Annotated in this window: 18 protein-coding genes and 1 tRNA gene; 14 read left to right on the top strand and 5 right to left on the bottom strand. The window is 47.1% G+C overall.

Annotated elements, in window-relative coordinates; genetic code table 11:
- Positions 1–142: 142 nt before the first annotated feature.
- Entirely contained in the window at positions 143–544 is a 402-nt protein-coding gene (locus tag AS151_RS04375) for a hypothetical protein (protein ID WP_071515833.1), read from the bottom strand.
- Positions 545–790: 246 nt separating this feature from the next.
- On the opposite strand from AS151_RS04375, the gene AS151_RS04370 reads away from it, so the two are divergent.
- From AS151_RS04370 to AS151_RS04360, 3 genes are all read left to right on the top strand, one after another.
- Positions 791–1,207, top strand: a complete 417-nt coding sequence (locus AS151_RS04370; RefSeq protein ID WP_071515832.1) for an Npun_F0494 family protein — start codon at positions 791–793, stop codon at positions 1,205–1,207.
- 315 nt (positions 1,208–1,522) lie between these two features.
- On the top strand, positions 1,523–3,013 hold the full coding sequence (cobQ, locus tag AS151_RS04365) for a cobyric acid synthase CobQ (protein WP_071515831.1): 1,491 nt from the start codon (positions 1,523–1,525) through the stop codon (positions 3,011–3,013).
- On the top strand, positions 3,010–3,249 hold the full coding sequence (locus AS151_RS04360) for a 2Fe-2S iron-sulfur cluster-binding protein (RefSeq protein ID WP_071515830.1): 240 nt from the start codon (positions 3,010–3,012) through the stop codon (positions 3,247–3,249). Before cobQ ends, AS151_RS04360 begins: the two co-directional genes overlap by 4 nt.
- A gap of 7 nt (positions 3,250–3,256) precedes the next feature.
- Here the strand turns inward: AS151_RS04360 and AS151_RS04355 are convergent, their stop codons facing one another.
- Positions 3,257–4,087: a radical SAM protein gene (locus tag AS151_RS04355; RefSeq protein WP_071515829.1), complete on the bottom strand. Its 831-nt coding sequence runs from the start codon at positions 4,085–4,087 to the stop codon at positions 3,257–3,259.
- Between the two features lie 41 nt (positions 4,088–4,128).
- Positions 4,129–4,662, bottom strand: a complete 534-nt coding sequence (locus tag AS151_RS04350; RefSeq protein WP_071515828.1) for a DUF3122 domain-containing protein — start codon at positions 4,660–4,662, stop codon at positions 4,129–4,131.
- 608 nt (positions 4,663–5,270) lie between these two features.
- Between AS151_RS04350 and psbA the strand changes: the two genes are divergently transcribed.
- From psbA to AS151_RS04330, 4 genes are all read left to right on the top strand, one after another.
- Positions 5,271–6,380: a photosystem II q(b) protein gene (psbA, locus tag AS151_RS04345; protein ID WP_071515827.1), complete on the top strand. Its 1,110-nt coding sequence runs from the start codon at positions 5,271–5,273 to the stop codon at positions 6,378–6,380.
- Positions 6,381–6,518: 138 nt separating this feature from the next.
- A tRNA-Met gene (locus AS151_RS04340) sits at positions 6,519–6,595 on the top strand.
- A 79-nt stretch (positions 6,596–6,674) separates the two neighbouring features.
- On the top strand, positions 6,675–7,061 hold the full coding sequence (locus tag AS151_RS04335; RefSeq protein ID WP_071515843.1) for a hypothetical protein: 387 nt from the start codon (positions 6,675–6,677) through the stop codon (positions 7,059–7,061).
- A gap of 16 nt (positions 7,062–7,077) precedes the next feature.
- Entirely contained in the window at positions 7,078–7,398 is a 321-nt protein-coding gene (locus AS151_RS04330; RefSeq protein WP_071515826.1) for a hypothetical protein, read from the top strand.
- On the opposite strand, the gene AS151_RS04325 is transcribed toward AS151_RS04330, so the two are convergent.
- Positions 7,395–8,645, bottom strand: a complete 1,251-nt coding sequence (locus AS151_RS04325; RefSeq protein ID WP_071515825.1) for a lipid-A-disaccharide synthase — start codon at positions 8,643–8,645, stop codon at positions 7,395–7,397. The genes AS151_RS04330 and AS151_RS04325 overlap by 4 nt on opposite strands.
- A 24-nt stretch (positions 8,646–8,669) precedes the next feature.
- On the opposite strand from AS151_RS04325, the gene AS151_RS04320 reads away from it, so the two are divergent.
- Positions 8,670–9,134, top strand: coding sequence for an ankyrin repeat domain-containing protein (locus tag AS151_RS04320; RefSeq protein WP_071515824.1), 465 nt, complete (start codon positions 8,670–8,672; stop codon positions 9,132–9,134).
- A 649-nt stretch (positions 9,135–9,783) separates the two neighbouring features.
- Here the strand turns inward: AS151_RS04320 and AS151_RS04315 are convergent.
- The gene (locus tag AS151_RS04315) at positions 9,784–11,628 is read right to left on the bottom strand and encodes a tetratricopeptide repeat protein (RefSeq protein ID WP_071515823.1); all 1,845 of its coding nucleotides are present in this window, start codon (positions 11,626–11,628) and stop codon (positions 9,784–9,786) included.
- A gap of 88 nt (positions 11,629–11,716) precedes the next feature.
- Between AS151_RS04315 and AS151_RS04310 the strand changes: the two genes are divergently transcribed.
- The 6 genes from AS151_RS04310 to AS151_RS04280 all read left to right on the top strand — a co-directional run bounded on the left by AS151_RS04310 (position 11,717) and on the right by AS151_RS04280 (position 20,304).
- The gene (locus AS151_RS04310; protein WP_071515822.1) at positions 11,717–12,775 is read left to right on the top strand and encodes a patatin-like phospholipase family protein; all 1,059 of its coding nucleotides are present in this window, start codon (positions 11,717–11,719) and stop codon (positions 12,773–12,775) included.
- Between the two features lie 328 nt (positions 12,776–13,103).
- Positions 13,104–15,545 (top strand): ATP-binding protein, encoded by a 2,442-nt coding sequence (locus AS151_RS04305; RefSeq protein WP_244532888.1) that lies wholly within the window; start codon positions 13,104–13,106, stop codon positions 15,543–15,545.
- A 9-nt stretch (positions 15,546–15,554) separates the two neighbouring features.
- Positions 15,555–16,844 carry a response regulator gene (locus tag AS151_RS04300; RefSeq protein ID WP_071515820.1) on the top strand — a complete coding sequence of 430 codons (1,290 nt, stop codon included), beginning with the start codon at positions 15,555–15,557 and terminating at the stop codon, positions 16,842–16,844.
- Positions 16,845–17,345: 501 nt separating this feature from the next.
- Positions 17,346–18,332 carry a hormogonium polysaccharide biosynthesis glycosyltransferase HpsE gene (gene hpsE, locus AS151_RS04290; protein ID WP_071515818.1) on the top strand — a complete coding sequence of 329 codons (987 nt, stop codon included), beginning with the start codon at positions 17,346–17,348 and terminating at the stop codon, positions 18,330–18,332.
- Entirely contained in the window at positions 18,322–19,281 is a 960-nt protein-coding gene (gene hpsE / locus AS151_RS04285; RefSeq protein WP_071515817.1) for a hormogonium polysaccharide biosynthesis glycosyltransferase HpsE, read from the top strand. Before hpsE (AS151_RS04290) ends, hpsE (AS151_RS04285) begins: the two co-directional genes overlap by 11 nt.
- Positions 19,282–19,326: 45 nt before the next feature.
- Positions 19,327–20,304: a glycosyltransferase gene (locus AS151_RS04280; protein WP_071515816.1), complete on the top strand. Its 978-nt coding sequence runs from the start codon at positions 19,327–19,329 to the stop codon at positions 20,302–20,304.
- Positions 20,305–20,506 lie beyond the last annotated feature (202 nt).

The raw sequence follows: 20,506 nt of genomic DNA, 5'->3' as shown, positions 1-20,506 counted from the left end.
TGTGAATCTAAAGCCGCACGGGTCGCTTTTCCTCCCGGCTGGGAAAGAGGCAGGGCTTTCAAGCTCCCGTCTTTTCTCGTCCAGTGGGGCAAGAACATAGATGTGGTTGCTTCTCCTGCGCCTCATCTGTTGCCGCGATCCCCTATTCCCCATGCAACTGGTGGGAAGCTTGAGCAAAAACATCAGCAATCGCCCGTTGGGTTTTTTCGTCGAGACGCAACCAGTCTACTTCGCCACAATCGTCCAACAGGCTGGTATCAACATCCACCTCTACTTCTTGGGAAGAAGGTTCTAGGGGCGATAGATGGTAGTTGCAAAAGCAAATTTGATAGCAAAGTTCCCACAGATTAATTTGACATTGCTGCTGGCCGTTTTGCAGGCACAGCTGGTATCCCGGAATGGGGGTTTCTACCGCTTCGTATTTGATTTGCCAGTTATAGGTTTCGGCATGCTTGCGAATATTATCGATGACCCGCAGCAACGTGGGCTGCATAAGTTGTTCTGTTTGTTGCCAAGCAACGGAATCGGTTATTTTGGGAGTCATATCTTCCACAAAAAGTTGGCTTTGTTAACAGGCACTGGGTTGGGAACTAGCCGGTGCCCAACCAGAAAAAATCAATATAGCGTATTAAGATAGAAGTGTCTAAAGTATCAAAATTTTAGCATCGGAAGCATCCCTTTTCACTGCCTGGGCGCGATCGCTGGTTGCATCTTCCCAACGCGCCAGGAATGGGTCTCCATTTCACCCTCTGTTTGTAGGGGCGTAACCGCAAATCACCCACCAACTTCTATGACCAACGAAATCTCTACCAACACTTCCGCAGTGCTGGAATATCCCCAACAAAGCCGCCAGCGGGCGGAACGAGCCCTTCGATGCCTGCCATTGCAAATGCCCTTTTACACCACCTTATTGCAGCAAAGTATTGCTTTACCCGACATTGCCAAACAGGCAGGGGTTCGGTCAAAATATCTGCGATCGCCCATGAGCGAGTGGGCAGTAGAAAACCATCTCATGTGGTTGATTCGAGTCGGGGTATTGCGTCGCGAAGTAGACGGTCAAGGCATCACCGATGCGTTCCGCCTCACCCCCTTGGGCAGACAAATTATCAAGCAATGGCGCTTGCAGGGATGGGAACAAATCCCGCCTGCTTCCTTGGTTGACCGCATCTTGGTTTGGTGGCAACGTACCAGCGACCTGCCCATGTAAACCAGTCAATGACCCGCGATTGACTGCAAGGCAGCCCCATCGGGGCATGAGGGGTCTCATCCTTCATCGTAAGCCTTGACTAGACCTCAGAGCAGCTATCTGGAACGGACGGCAGAATACTCCTCTAGTTCTGCCCGCTCCAAGCCGAGAAATCACTCGGCGCTGTCAGGCAGGACATCTTGATAGCTGTGGTCGGTGCGATTCGTTTCCTGTGAAATCGCAGGACCAATCTTTAAGAAAGATGGCTACGACTATCAAGTCAATAAAAGTCAATTATTGTCCAGTAAACAACCTATTAGGAAGTAGCAGGCTTTAATGAAAGGCATTATGGTCGTGAGCAGCACCGCCGCCAGTGGCAAATCCTTCTTTTGTACGGCGCTATGCCGCCTGTTAGCCCGCCAAGGACAGCAAATTGCCCCCTTTAAAAGCCAAACCCGACACGCCAACGGTACCTACATGACCGCCACAGGCAGCGAAATTGGGTACGCTCAGGCCGTACAGGCGTGGGCGGCTGGGTTAAAACCCATAGCTGAAATGAACCCCATTTTGCTCAACTACGACAGCAATGGCAGCTGCGAAATTTTCTTCAACGGTCAGTCAGCCGGTCGCGTTTGCCAGCCGGAAAAAGAACATCGCTATTTTGAAGTAGGCTGGCAGGTGGTGTGCGAATCCTTGGACTTTCTCAGCAGCGAATTTGAGTGGATCGTCGCAGAAGGCGATCGCAGCACGGCGGAAATTCACCAACGCCACCGAGACCTCACCAACATGCGGGTTGCCAGCTACCTCAACTGCCCCACCATTCTCGTGGTCGATGCCCAACGCGGCGGTACCCTTGCCCAAGCCATAGGAACTTTAGAACTGCTAGAACCCAGCGAACGTTCCCTCATCAAAGGCATTATCATCAACAAAGCCTTTCCCCCCTACGATGCCCACCAGGAAGCTGCTCAATGGCTGACCCAACACACGCAAATTCCGGTCTTAGGCGTTTTGCCCTGGATGCAGTCGTTGCATCAAAGCCAAGACCCCCTTACCATCTTAGAAAAGCCCGCGGAAAAACCCAACGCCCAAATTACCATTGCCGTCATTCGTCTGCCCAGAATCGCCAATATTAGTGACTTCGACGCCCTAGAAGCAGAACCCAGCGTTGGTGTAAAATACCTGCACCCCCAGGATACGCTGGGATATCCCGACGCGGTCATTCTCCCCGGTTCCAAAACCACCATCGCCGACCTGTTGGTTTTGCAAAAAACCGACATGGCAGCACAACTACAAAACTACATTGCCGCCGGCGGCACCATTTTGGGCATTGATGGGGGCATGCAAATGCTGGGCAACTCTGTTGCCGATCCGGAAGGTAGCGAGGGCATCGAAGGTCGCTACGAAGCGTTAAAACTGCTTCCCATTCGCACCACCATTGGCAGAACCAAAACTTCCCGTTCCCGACAAGTGGCGTCTTCTTATCCCCAAGCCGGCATTCCTGTCTCCGGCTACGAAATCCATCAATACACTACCAAAATTGCCACTGGTCAAAAGCTACACTTTTTATTTGATGACGAAAAATTGGGATTGGCGAACAGCGATGGGGCGGTTTGGGGCACCACCCTGCATGGGATTTTCGATAATGGCGCTTGGCGTCGCACTTGGCTGAATACCCTGCGCAGCCGGCGGGGATTGCAGGCGCTACCCACAGGAATCCCCAACTACCGCGAACAGCGAGAAGCGATCTTGGATTTGCTAGCGGATTGCGTTCGCCAACATACCAATTTAGACCCAATTTTGTCCTTGTTCAAACCCGGATCCCTATGAGCGTACAAGTTTCGTTTTTACCGGATGAAGTAACTGTAGAGGCGGAAGCCGGCGAACCCCTCCTGCAGGTAGCCGAACGCGCCGGCGTGAAGATTCCCACCGGCTGTTTGATGGGGTCTTGCCATGCCTGTGAGGTGGAAGTGGTAGGCGGCGAGACGATTTGTGCCTGTATCAGCAGCGTTCCAGAGAATACGTCTCACCTGACCATTGATGTTTACGTGGACCCTACTTGGTAGTTTGGGTTCACTCGCTGTGGGAGGTGCGGACCAAAACGCCGGTTTGCTGCTGGATTTGTTGGGCAAATGCCTGCAAAACCTCCGGCGATACGCATTTGAGGACTTTGACTTCGTAGGGGCGATCGCTGGCCGGAGAATGGTTGCCCCTGGCGTCTAGAATGTGATGGGTGGGTTTGGGACGTTTGGGGGTATTCAACTGAATTTCATCCGGCTGCAGTTGCTGGATGCAGTGGATATAGTCGGCTTTGGTTTGGGGTTTCCAATCGGCAAGCATCATGGTTTGCAGGGAGAACTGACCTTGGTAGCTTTGCCGGAATTGTTGGATGCCCTGGTACATGGTTTCCCAATCCAAACCATCCACCGGTCGATTGACCCGCCGCAGCTGTTCGGCAGAGCTGGCGTCTAGTTTAACAGCTACTTTATCCGCGATCGCCAGTTCTTGCCGCACCCGTTCGTTGTACAGCAAGGTGCCGTTGGTGAGGACCACGGTGGGTTTACCAGTGGTTTCTTTGATGCGGCGCAAAATATCTTCTAAGTTGGCAGCTAGGGTGGGTTCGCCGCTGCCGCTTAAGGTGATGACATCCACGTTTTGGGTGTCGAAGGCTTGCAAGTCTTGCAGAATTCGAATGGTAGGTACGTAAATGGCGCGCTGGCTGGTTTTACGTTCGATTTCCCCCAGCTGGCAGTAGACGCAGTCAAAGGAACAGGTGGATACGGAACCGATGGGGTCAATCCCCAGGGAACGACCGTAGCGCCAGGAATTCACTGGACCGTATACGTAGTTGATGGGATGGTTGGCGGTTTGAGAGGTGGAAGTGGATGTAGTTGATTGTGCCATAGTTTCTATACTTGCGATCGCGCAACGAATGTATGCAATTTCTAGGGGTTATCTGGTTGTTGGGAGGCGACGGTTTGCCATTGGTCAACGATAAATGGCGGTACGGGTAAGGTAACGCTGCGATCGCGCGTTCCTTGGGGAGAGAGGAACAGTTTGGTATCGGTGGGTAGTTGGAAGATCAGATCGCGAAAATCGTACTGTCCGATATTTTCTACCGGCGCTGTTTCGGTAAAGACATCTTCCGCTTGCCATTGACCCCCATTTTTGGCGGTAATTGACAGGGGGGCAGGATGTTGCAACGCTTCTAATTCTGGAAATCCCACCATTCTCAGGTTGACATCCGTAACTTCCCCACCATGGATTCTTTTGAAAAAGACTATCTGCCAGGAGTTCCCGGAGCGATCGCGCAAGCTGTGAAAGGATTTCACAAAAACTTCTCCCGGTGCCACTTCTGCGGTACGTATATCGGCAGCTGCCGGTTCCACAGACACCACGCCAGTAGCCAGCAACGCCAACAATACCAACGCACCGAGCAACAACAACCAAGAAATCGCCTGACGAATTTTACACCACATGATTACCAGTTCCTATCTTCGATCGTAGCAAATTGGGACCTCGGCTTCGTTCGGCCGACACGTTCTTGCTGGTCAGCCGTACAGCTATGTTATTATAACTATATAGTTATAGTAGCAAATCGGGTGTCTTTCCAGCCGTCCCGCCAGCACCTGCCACAGAAATATTTGCGTTCTTATCGTCAATAATAACAAAAATTAAACTTTCCTCGATCGCGGAATTCATCAAGAATTGGGCAAATTAATTTAGATTTGCTTAATCATTGTGGAGAAGAATATGAAGAAAAATCGCAGCCATTTTTAATAAAAGTAACACAAAGAAAATCCCCACCAACCCAAGAACCAAAAGCTTAAACCTAGCTTTACGAAGCTTATCAAAGCTTAGCGAAAAATCGGTTGATATCATCGATATATTTTCATATAATGAAACCAGAAAGCGAAGAGGTAAGACCCAAAAATGGCTCTGGCAGCCCCACAGCCAATTGAAAAGTCGCAATTATCCATCAAAAAATCTCCTTTTCCGGTTGCCAAGCCAGCACCTCATTCAGCTTTTCTCCTGCTAAAAAATCGCGACCTAATTGCAGTTTTTCCCCTGAAGGAGGGTGTACTTTATGAGTACAACCACACAACGGCCAAGGCAGCAACGCGAACTGGATATTTTCCGGGGATGGCGTCGCTTTGCCGACTGGATTACCAGCACTAATAATCGCATTTATATTGGTTGGTTTGGGGTATTGATGGTACCCACCCTGCTAGCCGCTTCCATTTGTTTCATCCTGGCTTTCATCGCCGCTCCCCCCGTAGACATGCACGGCATTCGGGAGCCAGTTGTCGGTTCGCTTTTAGATGGCAATAATATTATTTCTGCAGCAGTGCCTCCTACTTCTGCTGCGATCGGACTGCACTTCTATCCCATTTGGGAAGCCAGTTCCATCGAAGAATGGCTGTACAACGGCGGTCCGTACCAACTAATCGTTTTCCACTTCTTGATTGGTATTTGGGCCTATCTCGGCCGCATGTGGGAGTTAAGCTATCGCCTCGGTATGCGTCCTTGGATTGCCGTTGCTTTCAGCGCTCCTGCCGCTGCTGCCACTTCAGTTCTGTTGGTGTATCCCATTGGTCAAGGTAGCTTTTCGGAAGGTTTGCCCCTCGGGATTGCCGGTACGTTCAACTTCATGTTTTCCTTCCAAGCCGAGCACAATATCCTGATGCATCCTTTCCACATGCTGGGGGTAGCCGGCATCTTTGCAGGTGCTTTCCTGGCAGCTTTGCACGGTTCCTTGGTCACCTCTAGCTTGATTCGCGAAACCACCGAGTGGGAGTCTGCCAACGCTGGCTATCGCTTCGGACAGCGAGAAGCTACCTACAACCTGGTAGCCAGCTACTATGCTTTCCTGGGACGGTTGACCGTTCCCAGCTTGGCGGTACGCAATAGCCGCTCCATTGGATTTACCCTCGCTGCCTTGCCAGTTATCGGTATCTGGTTTGCGGCTTTGGGTGTTGGTGTGATGGCCTTCAATTTGAATGGATTTAACTTCAACCAGTCCATTCTCGATTCTCAAGGCCACGTCATTCGCACTGATGCTGATATCGTCAACCGCGCCAATTTGGGGATCCAAGCCATGGATGCACCCAACGCTCACAACTTCCCCATGCGTTTGGCTAGCGGCGAACCCGTTCCTGTAGCGGAACTGCCAGCTGCTCCTCGCATCGATAGCTAAATTCCCCTAGGGTCTATATTGATTTCCCAGATAGGCGTTCTCCCGCTGGAGAGCGCTTTTTTTTTGGCTATTTGGAAAAATTTTGGGGGAAAAGGGGTTGCATGGAAAGGAAAGGTTGGGGTATATTAATAAATGCGACGCGGGATAGAGCAGTCTGGTAGCTCGTCGGGCTCATAACCCGAAGGTCGATGGTTCGAATCCATCTCCCGCCACCAAATCCAATTTGCTAGCAGAGCCCTGCCGCCGATGCGCGATCGCAGGGCTTTGTTATATATCGAAGGTTTTACGAGTGCTATGCTACAAGATGTGCTGCCGCTTTTATTCCCTTTTCGTTTGAGTGCCACCACCATTGCGGGGTCGGGTCTTTGGTCGCTGGCGTTTTATATTGGGTTGACGCCGGTGCGGGAGTGGATTATCCGACAGTTGAGCCGTTGGTTTAATTTTGCCGAGCGATCGCTATATACTTCTCAAGAAGAGTTTGAACGGACACGCAAAGGCAGAGAGGCACAAAATGCTTTCTACGCTTCTTTATTTAGCATTTTGCCGTTTCTAGCAGTGGGATTGCTGTGTAACTACGGTATTGAAAGCAGTCTCGGTCGCAGTTGGGCGATTAGTTTTGGTACAATTGCTTGTGTTAGTTTTGGGGTGTACGAATTGGGAAGGCGCAGCAGCCAAGAATAGTTAGTACACTAGCTAGATGGTAAGCAAAAGACGTCGCAAACCTGTCAAGTATCGTCAAGGTCGCGATATTGCTATTGGGTTTTGCTTTGTCGTGGCTATCAATACGTTGGTGGTGTGGTTGGCTTGGGTTTTGCCAGCTTTTCTGGCATTCTTTTTGCGGAGGCTGGCGTTTTTTATTGGTTACGCACAGCTTTTTTATTTAATTCCGGTGGTTTGGCGCTTACGAGCCAATCAAGAATACGGTAAAATCAGAGGCGCGATCGCTGGTGCAATTGTTACAGCCATTGTTAATGCTGGCTTTTGGATTTGGTTGATTCGTTTGGTCAGTAGTTTTTAAAAACGCAATATTTCTCGCACGATTTTTGCTAGTTTCTCCGAAGCACCCGGTTCGCCACGAAAGCGATGCAAGCGTTGCCGGATGGATTGTAGGGATTCGGGATGGTCCAACCAAAAAATCGCTTGTTGGGCAACTTCCCCAGGATTTATTTTTCCCACCCACTCGGGCACAATCTCTTCTCCTGCCCAAATATTCGGCCAGGCAAACCGCTGGCGGCGACGCAGAATCAGCCAGTTTATCGCCACGGCAAACAAAGAACCCACGCCAGGGAGATTGGCTAGCAACCCCGGCAAACCATCCCAAGCTTTCATGGCGTCTAATTTTTGCGTCGGCAGCAAAACCAACATGGGAATGCCTAAAGTACCCAATTCCGCCGTATTGGCACCGACGGTGGTGATGCAAAAGCTACAGGCAGCTAAAACATCGTAGGCGGGAGACGGCTGCCATAGTTGAATGGTCGCACCTCCAGCGGTTTTGAGGTAAGGCGATTGGTGGTTGTCTTCGGGAAGAATGAGTTGCGGGTGGGTGTTGCCGATGGTTTTGACGATAGGATTTTCGGTGGGGTCGCTGTAGCGAATGAAGGTGGTAAGGTCTAAGGTGGGGGCAATGGGAACGATAAATTGGGTTTCGGGTCGTTGTTGGTGGATGGATTCGGCAATTGCTAGGCAAAGGGGAACTCCTTGGGTGAGTTTGGCGGGTTTGGAACCGGGAAGCAAACCGATGAGGGGTTGGTTTTGGGAAATGCTTTCGGGGATTTCTAAGGCAACATCTGCCATTAAATCGCCAATGACGGTACATTTGTGGCGGTGTTTGGGGGAAACTTTGGCGAAAACTTGTGTGTCGCGAATGCCAAAACGGTCGATGTTGCCAGTCCACCGGGCTTCCCATTCGGCATATACTACGCTACGGTATTGCAAATGGCGCGCGATCGCAACGGTAAAAAATTGGTCGCCACCGAGAAACACCACCACCCCCCGCCGATGCCAATCCCAGCTGGTAGCTGTTTTTCCCCCCAACAAAAATGACCAAAAATGCTCTGGCGATTGCACTCGGTCGATTTCTGGATAGGAACGCGCGATCGCGGTTTCTTTTCCGGTAGCATGGGGACAGGGAGATAGGACCACCGACAGGCGTACCCGCGTGGAATCGGTTCCCAATTGCTGGCGTAGCTGTTTGGCAACTGGTCGTACCCAAGTCGCCAGTTCCCCAGGACCGTTGCTTAGGAGTACAATATCAACTGGTTCCATGCGTGGAGGAAGGTACGATTGCTTATGAGCGACCTAGTAGAAGCAGCAAAAACGGGGGATAAGGCAACTGCGATTCGTTTGCTAGAAGCTGGTGAGGATGTTAACAGCACCGATGCAGAAGGATTGAGTGCCCTAACAGCAGCTGCCGAAGCAGGATATCAAGAGATTGTCCAATTATTGTTGGACTGGGGAGTGGATGTCAATGCTGGCGATGAAGATAATTGGACGGCTTTAATGGGAGCGGCGGCGGCTGGTTATCTAAATATTGTAGAATTATTGGTAAGTTGGGGCGCTGATGTCCATGCTAAATCCAGTTTTGGCATGAATCCGCTGATGGCAGCGGCGGCGAAAGGGCATCGCCAGGTGGTCGAGTTTTTGCTGGATCGGGGAGTCGATCCAAAAGCGAAGGATAACCACCATTGGACGGCTTTAATTTGGGCAGCCGATGCCGGACATCAGGAAATTGTCGATATTTTGAAATCTAGCTAGGATTCGTATAATTTTTGGGCAGGTTGACTGTTTGAGCGAAGGAACTCAAAAACGAACCTTCCCCGAAATTTAGATGTATTTAATATAGTTAAAGACGACTGAGTCAATTTTGTCAATCCCTTCCGAGATTTTCTTTTTTTGGATTGACAGAAAGAGAGATTTGACGTAAAGTCTTTATAGTGGAGAAGGTGCGCACATATATATAGTGTTTTCACTTGGAGTGTATACGATGCAATTGGTAGGGGCGGTTCGCGAACCTCTCCTACTACAGGGTTTCCAATTTTCTAGAAATATTATGTTTATATTTGATGTGAAATTGCTATATAACTTGGCGAGGGAAGCTAGCAGAAAAAGTCTTGTAGCTATATCTAGTGTCCTAATCTTCAATGGTATGGCTGGCTAAAAACGAGCCATCGATGCGGCGTTGACAGGGATAGTTTGTTGCGAGATTTGTATATTTTCGGAAAGCCGTGCCCATATATAAATATACACGTCCCCCAATATAGCAGGCTAAACCCCACTTTTAACCATAACATAGAATTCTGGTTGGCAACCACCTCATGTTTTTTGGGAAGAAACAGCGAACCAAGCCAAGCAAGAACTTGATTCATAGCGACATTAGAAAGTAGGAAAATAGCAAAACAATCAACTACGACTCCCAAGAAAAGCGATCGCCCAATAAATCCATTAATTGGCGATTGTAAGGTTGAAAAAAATCCTCTAGTTTTTGCTGCAGATAGTCCGGTATCGGCGGGTAAGAATTAGCAGCGAAGGCAGGATAATGGGAAAGGGAAGATTCTGAGATATTCAAAAACCGGCAAACTTCCGTCGTTGCTGCCTGGGGATGTTCGTATAAATATTCGCTGGGCAGAATCAAAAATTGCTCTCTGGGAAAAATCGAAAACCAGTGTTGCAGAAACTCAGCATACAAACTATTTCCCACATAGCTACCAGCTTGATTCCAACAACTGGCACCAGCTTGATATCGTTGCATTTCTATTTCCAAAGCCATTTCCAAAGGACGCGTTTCCCAAGCCAATTTCACCCAACGATAGTAATGGGAAACCGTGCGACGAACGGGATGGCGTAACAGAACGATAAATTGGAGATGGGGAGAAAATTGGAACAGTCGTTGGGCTGCTGCGGTATGAGTTAAATAGCTGGGACTGGCTTCGCCGGTGATATAGCCAACGCTGTCGGGAATGGGAGGAAAATGGGAACGATACCAGGAAATTCCCCGTTGGAAATGCCAGGAAAAAAAGTCGAGTTCTTTTTTAATAGGCGGGATGATTTGGGGATGCTGGCTGAGATAGCTGTATAGAGAAGTAGTACCGCTGCGTTGGGCACCAATAATGATAAAATGAGGAACTGGTTGGGTGTTTTCTTGCCAGCAATAGCGAACAAAATGGGGATGAATGGCGAGGGTTTGGCGGTAGCAGACGGTTTGGTGGTAGGAAATCGCCGCTTCGATATTGCCTTGTTGGGTAAACGCTTCGGCGATATTTAGAGCAAAAGTACAGTAGGTGGGTAGAGAATAGATGGGATTTTTGAGGTGGGAACGAAATAGGGCAATGGCAGGTTCTAAAGCATCGGCGTTGGCAAGGGTATTCCAGAGATTTTTATAAAACCACCAGGGCAAATCGGGGCGAAGTTGCAAACTTTTTTGAAATGCGATCGCGGCATTTTGCAGTTGGTGTTGCTGGCTGTAGAGCAAACCCAGTTGGTAGTAGTGCCAAGGATGATTTGGGTCTTGTTCGATATCTACATGTAAAGCAGCAATTTGCCGGTCGAGTGCTTTTTGCTGTTGGGAAACTTGGGCAAGTTCTTGTTGCAATTGTTGGGAAAATTCGGGATTTTCGGAAGGCAAAGACAGGGCAACATTGTACAAAGCGATCGCGGCTTGCCAGTAACCGGCAGTCGTCAAATTTCTCGCCAACTGCTGGTAAAATTTTGGTTGTTCCGGAAACGGGGGAAAATCGCCGAATTCTGGATACAACCAACCCCGATAAACATTGACATTGGTTTGCACCCCTTGTTGCGATCGCTGCAGGGTTCTGCCTAGTTTGGGAATGATATCGGGAAGTTGGTCCTGCTTGGCAGCAGCATGGAGATAGGAAATCGCTGCCTTTTGCCACTGTTGAACTTGTTCGTAAGCTTGCCCTAAATTATAGTAAGACCAGACAAAATCCGGATGCAAAGCAATGGCACGGTGGTAAGCAGCGATCGCGCGTTTGGGTTGGTCAAGCTGCCGCCACGCATCTGCCAACCGATGGTAAGACCAGCAAAACTGGGAATTGAGACGAATGGCACGACGGTAAGCCTTCGCCGCTTCCTGCCACTGCTGCAAATGCATGTAGGCTTCCCCCAGTTGGTGGTAAAGCCACCAGCGGTTGGGTTGTTCTCGCAAAGCCTGCAAGAAACAAGCAATGGCTTCCTGCCAGCGGTGTGCTTTTAAATGGGTATTTCCCAAATCGGCATATGAATTGGCAGCCATCGGTTAATCAAGAAACGTATTTTCAACGCGAGCTAGTGGCAGCAATAATGGTACTATAGGTCGCAAATTGCATGGAGGCAAGCAACTCGTGAAAAAATTTAGAATTTTAGCCATTGACGGTGGCGGTATTCGCGGGATAATCCCCGGACAAATTTTAATAACTTTAGAAAGGAAAATCCAGGAACGCACGGGAAATCCTGATGCCAAAATTGCGGATTATTTTGATTTTTTTGCTGGGACAAGTACCGGTGGCATTCTTTCTTGCATTCTAACTTGCCCGCAAGAAGACAACGGTCAAATGCGCCCGCGTTTTTCCGCTCAAGATGCCGTCGATTTGTACCTGGAAAAAGGCGGCGAAATTTTCAGCGTTGACCTGTGGCAAAAACTGCGCAGTTATGGCGGTTTGCTCGATGAAAAGTTTTCTGCCAAAGCTCTAGAAAAGAATTTACAAGCCTACTTCCAAGATTTGCAGCTCAGCCAGTTGCTGCGACCCTGTTTGATTACTTCCTACGATATCGAACGAGGCAAGCCACATTTTTTCAAACAACACGAAGCCAAACGTTTTCGGGGCAGTGATTTTTTGGTGCGGGAAGTGGCAAGGTCAACATCCGCCGCTCCCACCTACTTTGAAGTGGCACAGAATTATTCTCTATCAGAGGTCAGCTACGCTCTCATTGACGGGGGAGTTTTTGTGAACAATCCTACCCTATCGGCGTATGCGGAAGTACGGAGTAGTTTTCAAAAAACTGCTACCGGTTACGTTCTCAAAAAGGAAAATCAAAACGGCGATTTGGTAACGGCGAAGGATATGGTGATTTTGTCTTTGGGAACTGGGAAAATTCACCATACCTACGAATACGAACAAGCTAAGGATTGGGGGTTAGCCGAATGGGTTAAACCCCTAATCGATATTATGATGGCAGGCGTATCGGAAACGGTTGACTATCAGGTCGAGCAAATTTTCCAAACTATTGAAAATCCCAAACAGTATTTGCGCGTCAATCCGGAAATTACAGACGAGGAAATGCATGCTATGGATAATGCCACGCCAGAGAATTTGACAGCGTTGAAGGAACTAGCCACCTATACCGCAGAATGCCATCGTGAGGAACTAGATAATGTGGTGGAACAGCTGGTGGCTGAGTAGCGATAGACGGTTTTTAAAAACCATTGGTTTGGAGCAGTTCCTAGCAATTTTGCTAGGTTTTTTTATATACGATCGCATTTTCCGTAGAATCCCCTTGCCGCCTAGTTACTGCTTTCCCCACCTTAGCACCACAATAGGGGCAACTGGATTCGATCTGAACTTTTATTAAGGCACTGAAAACGTCGTATATCTTCCTTTCAACAATATCGACAATCGTTACAATGGAAATTCTACTACTTGATTAACTTTGACACAAGCAAAGCCCAATCGAGGATTCTAAAATTTTATGTGGGAAACCATACAATCTATTTTCACAGCAGAACCGTACATGCCACACGGAAACTGCTATTTGTGGCAAACGCCGTTGGTGTGGCTGCATTTGGTCAGTAATTTAGCGATCGCGATCGCATATTTTTCCATACCAGCCCTAATTATCTATTTTACCTACAAACGCAAAGACCTGCCCTTTCTAAGAGTTTTTATTCTTTTTGGTGCCTTTATCGTTGCTTGCGGTATCGGCCATCTCTTAGATGTAGTTACCCTGTGGTACCCCCTGTATTGGATATCGGGAATCGAACGTGCCATGACAGCACTGGTTTCCTGCTATACCGCTATCGAACTAGTCTGGTTGCTGCCTAGATTTTTATCTTTAAAAACCCCAGAACAATTAGAAGTCATCAACCAAGAACTACAAAAAGAAATAACCGAACGCCAGCAAGCAGAAACCACCTTAAAAAATATTGTCACCGGCACTGCCTCCGTAACTGGCGAAGCCTTTTTCCCCGCCTTGGTAGAACGTTTGGCCACAGCTTTACAAGTACCCTACGTTTTTATTAGCGAAATTGGTGACAACAGCCAAACAACTGCCAATATCGTTGCTGCTTGGTATCGCGATCGCTTATTAAAAAATTGGTCCCATTCTATCACCGGAACTCCCTGCGAACAAACCATCCAACAAAAACAACCCCAATACTATTACCAAAACGTACAATCCTATTTTCCCGAAGACCCTCTACTACCAACAATCGAAGCCGAAAGTTATTTTGGCATCCCTCTTTTTGACAGCCAAAAACAAATAATTGGCAACCTGTGCATTATAGATACCAAACCGAGAAAACTCGACAGTCGCAGCCAAGATATTATCGATGTATTTGCCGCTAGAGCTTCCGCAGAATTGCAACGCCAGCATGCCTTAAAAGCCTTATCCCAAGCCTACGAAGAATTGGAAATTCGGGTGCAAGAACGTACCGCCGAACTTGCCCAAACCAACGCCACATTAGAAGCAGAAATCCAGGTACGAAAATCCACAGAATCCAAATTGCAGCAAGCCAAAGAAGCTGCCGATGCAGCCAACCAAGCCAAAAGCGAATTTCTTGCCAACATGAGCCACGAATTGAGAACCCCTTTAAATGCAATTTTAGGGTTTTCCCAGTTAATGAACCGTCAAGTTGACACCAATTCTCAACACAAAAAATATCTAGATACCATTCAAAGCAGCGGCGAACATCTGTTGGATTTAATTAACGACGTGTTAGAAATGTCGAAAATTGAAGCCCAACAAATCACCTACGAAGAACAGGATTTCGACTTGCATAAATTACTAGAAAATATTCAGCAAATGCTCTATCCCAGAGCCGAGAAAAAAGGATTGCCGCTACACTTACTTTACGACAGCGAAATTCCGGAAACCATTAGAAGCGACGAACGAAAACTACGACAGGTTCTGATTAACTTGCTCAACAATGCCGTTAAATTTACCGAATCGGGATACGTAGCTTTGCGCGTGTCAGCAGAACCTCCCAGACAAAATTTGGTGCGTTTGAAATTTGCTGTAGAAGATACAGGCAAGGGAATTGCCCCCGAAGAAAACCAAAAATTGTTCCAAGCTTTTGCACAAACCAAAACCGGATTGCAATCGGGAGAAGGAACGGGATTGGGATTGGCAATTAGTCAAAAATTCGTACAGTTGATGGGTGGTGAAATTACCGTTTGCAGTACGCTGGGAGTAGGCAGTACCTTTGCTTTTAACATACAAACTAGTATCGTCGAAACCAATACCGTTGCAGAATCTTCTCTTCAAGAAAATAAAATTGTCCCGATAGCAGCCAATATGCCTACTTACCGCATTTTGATTGTAGAAGATACCGCCAACAATCGCTCGTTGCTATTGCAAATTCTGGGAGAATTCAATTTTGAACTACGCGCAGCCAAAGATGGTCAAGAAGCGATCGCAATTTGGGAACGCTGGCAACCGCATTTAATTCTGATGGATATTCAAATGCCAGAAATGGGAGGTATGGAAGCCATCCAAAAAATCAAAAGTTCCCCCCAAGGTCAACAAACCAAAATTATTGCCTTAACTGCCAGTGCCATGGAACAACAGAAACAAAACATTTTAGCAACAGGATGCGACCATTTGATTATCAAACCCTTTCGCCAGCAGGAATTGCTAGAAAAAATCGAACAACATTTAGACATCCAGTTGGTTCGCCAATCCGATACTAAGGATACGGCAGAATCCTCATTTGCTAGCGACCAAACCGAAATTTCCCAGGAAATCCTCGAAAACTTACCAACCATGCCAGTAACGTGGTGGCAACAATTGCACGAAGCTGCTATTGTTGGGGATGACAGTTGGGTTTTGCAGTTGCTAGCACAGATTCCCCCAGAATCCGATTCCCTATCAACCACCCTAGCGAATTTAGCCCAAAACTTCCAGTTTGAAGAAATTATCGATCTGGTAGAGAAAGTGCAACCATCCGGTTTTTAGGAGTTCCATATGGTTCCCTCCCAACCGATTGATATTTTGGTTGTTGACGATACAACCGAAAACGTACAACTTTTATCTTCGTTGCTATCAGAACAGGGATACAACGTTCGCAAAGCAGTAAGCGGTAAAATGGCTTTGACAGCTGCCAAAAGGCGAGTGCCGGATTTAATTTTGTTGGATATAAAAATGCCTCATATGGATGGGTATACGGTTTGCCAATATCTCAAAAACGACAACACTACCTGCAACGTTCCCGTAATTTTTTTAAGTGCTTTAGACGAGGCTGCCGATAAAGTCAAAGCTTTTCAGGTAGGCGGGGTAGATTATATCACCAAACCGTTTCAATTTGAAGAAGTGCTGGCACGGATTCAAAACCAACTTACCATTCAAAGTTTGCAGCAACGATTGCAACAAACCATTACCGAACTGAAGGCTAGCCAAGCAGAAATTATCCAAAAAGAGAAAATGGCTAGTTTGGGGCAGTTGGTTGCGGGAATGGCTCACGAAATTAACAATCCCATTACGTTTATTTATAGTAATATTGCAATTGTGCGGGAGTATGCCAATAATTTGCTGCGAATTCTGCAATGCTACCGGCAGGAATATCCCCATCCCAGCCAATCGCTGCAGGAAATTTTAGAGGAAACCGATTTTGAATTTATAGCTGACGACCTACATAAATTAATCGATTCTATGGAAGTGGGATCGAAACGCATTCGTAGTACGATTTTATCATTGCGCCATTTTTCTAAGTTGGCTTCGTCCGAGGTGAAACCTACAGACATCCATGAAAATATCGATAGTACTTTACAGATGTTGCAGCATCGCTTGCAACCAAGCCAAGATTATGGGGATTTCCCCACCATAGACGTGGTTAAAAGTTACGGCGATTTGCCTTCGGTGACTTGCTCTGCTAGTCGCCTCAATCAAGTATTTTTTTATATCATTAACAATGCCATTGATGCTTTGCAAGCTGCTTTCGCGCGGGAAATGTCTCACTGCCAACCACCTACTATCTGGATTTCGACTAAAATATTAGATAGCGATCGCATTCAAATTGCTATTGCTGATAATGGTGTAGGTATGTCGGAGGAAACGCGATCGCATTTGTTCGATCCTTTCTTTACCACCAAACCAGTGGGAGAAGGTTCGGGATTGGGATTGTATGCTAGCTACCAAATTGTTACCAACGAACATGGAGGAACGTTGCACTGTCATTCGGAAACAGAAAAGGGAACCGAGTTTCTCGTTCAACTACCCAAACAAGTAGAAGCTTCCCCCACCAGGGAACTTGCTTGAGTTTCTCAACAGTATGGCTTGAATGGGAATTGGAGGTAGGAGTTGGTAGCGAACCAAGTACGGGAAACTACCGATCGAATTGGGGATAAGCCAGAATTGGGTGGAATATTGCCACCCAAGTAGCCTGCAAAACCAATTTTCCCCAAGTTGCTCCTACAGACACCCAAATCTAGGTTTGACAATTGGAAAGCAATGGTTATACTAGATGGCAAAGGGGGGGTGGCAGTGGAAATACCCAGTTTCTCACCCGGAAACCAAACAAGTTCCTGTACGTTTCCGTATTTTTTCGGTTTTAGTCAAAAAGTTTAGTCAAAAAGGGGTTCGGGTTTCTCTGAGAAACCGCGATATGTTTACATGGTTTAACGAGCAGGGGGATGTACCTCCATAAAAGGGGTTTGGAGGAAGCGGAAAATCTGATATCTGCTCGTGGGAAACTCAAAAGGGGAATTCGTCGCCAATCCTTAACCAGATCGAACTGTACCTATTGCACTCATTACAGCTATGCTAGATCTAACTATTGCTATTCCTACCTACAACGGTGAGAAACGGCTACCGCTGGTTTTAGAAAAATTGCGATCGCAAACTGAAACCGAAGGGATTGCCTGGGAAGTCTTAATTGTAGACAACAACAGTTCCGACGGCACAGCTATAATTGTAGAACAATTTCGGCAAAACTGGCCTGGGGAAATTCCTCTACGCTATGTTTTAGAAAACCAACAAGGAGCCGCCTTTGCCCGCCAGCGAGCCATACGGGAGTCCAAAGCGGAGCTAGTTGGCTTTTTAGATGATGACAATATACCAGAAAGCAACTGGGTATGGCAAGCAGTACGATTTGCTCGGGAACACCCGCAAGCAGGAGCCTATGGCAGTCAAATTCACGGCATCTTTGAAGCCGAACCACCGCCAAACTTCGATCGTATCAAACCATTTTTCGCCATCACCCAACGGGGCAACCAACCACTACCTTACCCTCCTTACCGCAACCTACTGCCACCATCGGCGGGATTGGTGGTTCGACGCCAAGCATGGATAGAATGCGTTCCCCAACAAAGCATTTTGAGCGGTCGCGTTCCCGGAAGCATGCTCACCGGGGAAGATTTGGAAGTATTATCCTACATTCACCGCCAGTCTGCATGGGAAATTTGGTACAACCCCCACATGCAAATCGCTCATAAAATTCCTCCCCACCGCTTGCAAGCAGAATATTTGATTCCCTTTATGCGGGGAATTGGATTGAGTCGCTATGTAACGCGGTTGGTTGGGGTGAATCCACTTGTGAAACCATTTGCCGTTGCTGCCTATTGGGTCAACGATTTACGTAAAATGTCCGTGCATGCCTTCAAACATGGTTTTCGTTGGCACCAAGATTTGGTAGCAGCCTGTCAAATGGAACTGTTGATTGGTAGTTTGACAAGTCCTTTCTATTTCTGGAATTTGTTGGGAAGTAAATCCGTTCAGCCGCGGTTGAAGGGAAAACATGAATTTTAACAAGCAATTTACGATTGCCATTCCTACCTTTAATAGTGCTCAACGCTTACCCCTGCTGCTGGAAAAACTCAAAGCACAAACCGCAGTTGACGACCTCACCTGGGAAGTAGTTGTAGTTGACAACAACAGCAGCGACAATACGGCAGAGATGGTGCGTCAATACCAAGAAAATTGGTTGGATGCCGTTCCTTTGAGGTATATATTGGAGACCCAACAGGGAGCTGCTTTTGCCAGGTTAAAAGCGGTACAAGAAGCCGATGGGGAATTGATTGGTTTTCTCGATGATGATAATTTACCCGACAACAACTGGATAGCTAATGCATTTGCGTTTTGCCAGAAATTGCCGAAAGCTGGTGCGGTTGGCGGACAAATTCACGCCAATTTTGAAGTACAACCTCCGGAAGGATTTGACAGAATCAAACAATTTTTGGCAATTCGGGAACATGGTTCGATTCCCTATCAATTTGATGCGTATAATTTAAGATTGCCACCAGCAGCATCCCTAGTGGTTCGCAAGCAAGCTTGGATGGAAAGCGTTCCTGCTCAACCGGCTTTAAGCGGAAAATTGCCTGGCATTCTTATCCAAGGAGATGATTACGAACCTTTATTATATATGTACAAGTCGGGTTGGGAAATTTGGTACAATCCGGACATGGTTACCTACCATCAAATTCCCCACTGGCGGTTGGAAAAAGATTACTTGCTGAAAATTGCGCGGGGATGTGGACTAGCCACCTATACCCTCAGAACGATTAACGCTCAACCCCAAGAAACTCCTATCCTGTTTGCTCGCACTTTTCTAGGGAACTTGCGGCGGATTTTGGCACATGCTATCCAATACAGAACTCAATTGAAGATGGATTTAATTGCGCGCTTTCAGTTTGAGTTCTTTTTCGCCAGTATGCTTAGTCCTTTTTTGGCGCTCAATAGAAGGTTTAAGTTTAAATAGAAGTTGCCAATTTTCTACAATTGGAAACTTTTACCATCAATTCCTATGCAGGCAAATTCCAATCCCACAGTTTCGGTGGTTGTTCCGGTTTACAACGGAGAGCAAACCATCCAAGAAACGATAGAGTCAATTCTCCATCAAACCTTTTCCGATTTTGAAATTCTGGTCATTAACGACGGTTCCAACGATTCAACGTTGGATATTTTATCGAAAATTCAACAACCAAAGCTCAAGGTTTTCTCTTACCCCAATGCTGGATTGTCAGCCTCTAGAAATCGCGGGGTTCGTCAGGCTAAGGGAGATTATATTTCTTTTATTGATGCCGACGACCTTTGGACTGAAGATAAACTGGAGAAACAGCTAAAAGCACTGCAAGAAAATCCCAATGCAAGCGTAGCTTACAGTTGGACCAACTGGATTGATGGTAAGGGAAATTTTTTACGTTCTGGCGGTTACATTCATGCCGAGGGCGATGTATTTTTGGATTTGTTAAAAAGAGATTTCGTCGAAAGCGGTTCCAATGTATTAGTAAAAACTAAGGCAATTCTGGAGGTTGGCGATTTTGATGAATCGTTAAATGCGGTAGAAGATTGGGATATGTGGTTGCGATTGGCCGAGAGATATTCGTTTGTTTGCGTTCCCTTACCTCAAATTCTCTATCGAGTATCTTCTACTTCCATGTCTGCCGATGTGTGGAAGATGGAAAAAGCTAGTTTTCGAGCGATTGAAAAGGCTTGCCAAAATACTTCTAGAAAGATAACTAAAGACCTGAAGGCACAAATTTTCGGGGAGCGATATCGATATTTGACGATTAAGGCGCTGGATGGATATCCAGATAGAAAAAAAGGACTAACTGCCCTGAATTTTTTGGTCAAAGCTATTCGTTACGATGCTTCTTGGCTAAAGAGAACGAAGCTGATGGCAATTCTGGTTTTGAAAATTGCTATTTCTACATTACTTCCTTTTTCAAGCTCTAAAGAAACTCTCAAGTTGTTCAAACGAATGACAGGGAAAATTGCTTGAAGATATCAAGTGGTTATACAAATGGACAGATTGATTTGCATTTATAAAAGGAGACTGCCGCCATAAAAACCAGCCAAGCGGGTGCGAGAACAATTTCCTTTTCAACTGCAGCAATGGTTTTACCAGCATGAATCGGGAGCTTGAAAGCCCTGACTTTTTAAAGCAGGGATGAAAAGCGACCCGTGCGGCTTTAGCCGCCGTC

The sequence above is a fragment of the Geitlerinema sp. PCC 9228 genome (assembly GCF_001870905.1).
Taxonomy (GTDB): domain Bacteria; phylum Cyanobacteriota; class Cyanobacteriia; order Cyanobacteriales; family PCC-9228; genus PCC-9228.
Note: the sequence above shows the minus strand (reverse complement) of the source record. Positions and strands in the feature narration are given on the sequence as shown.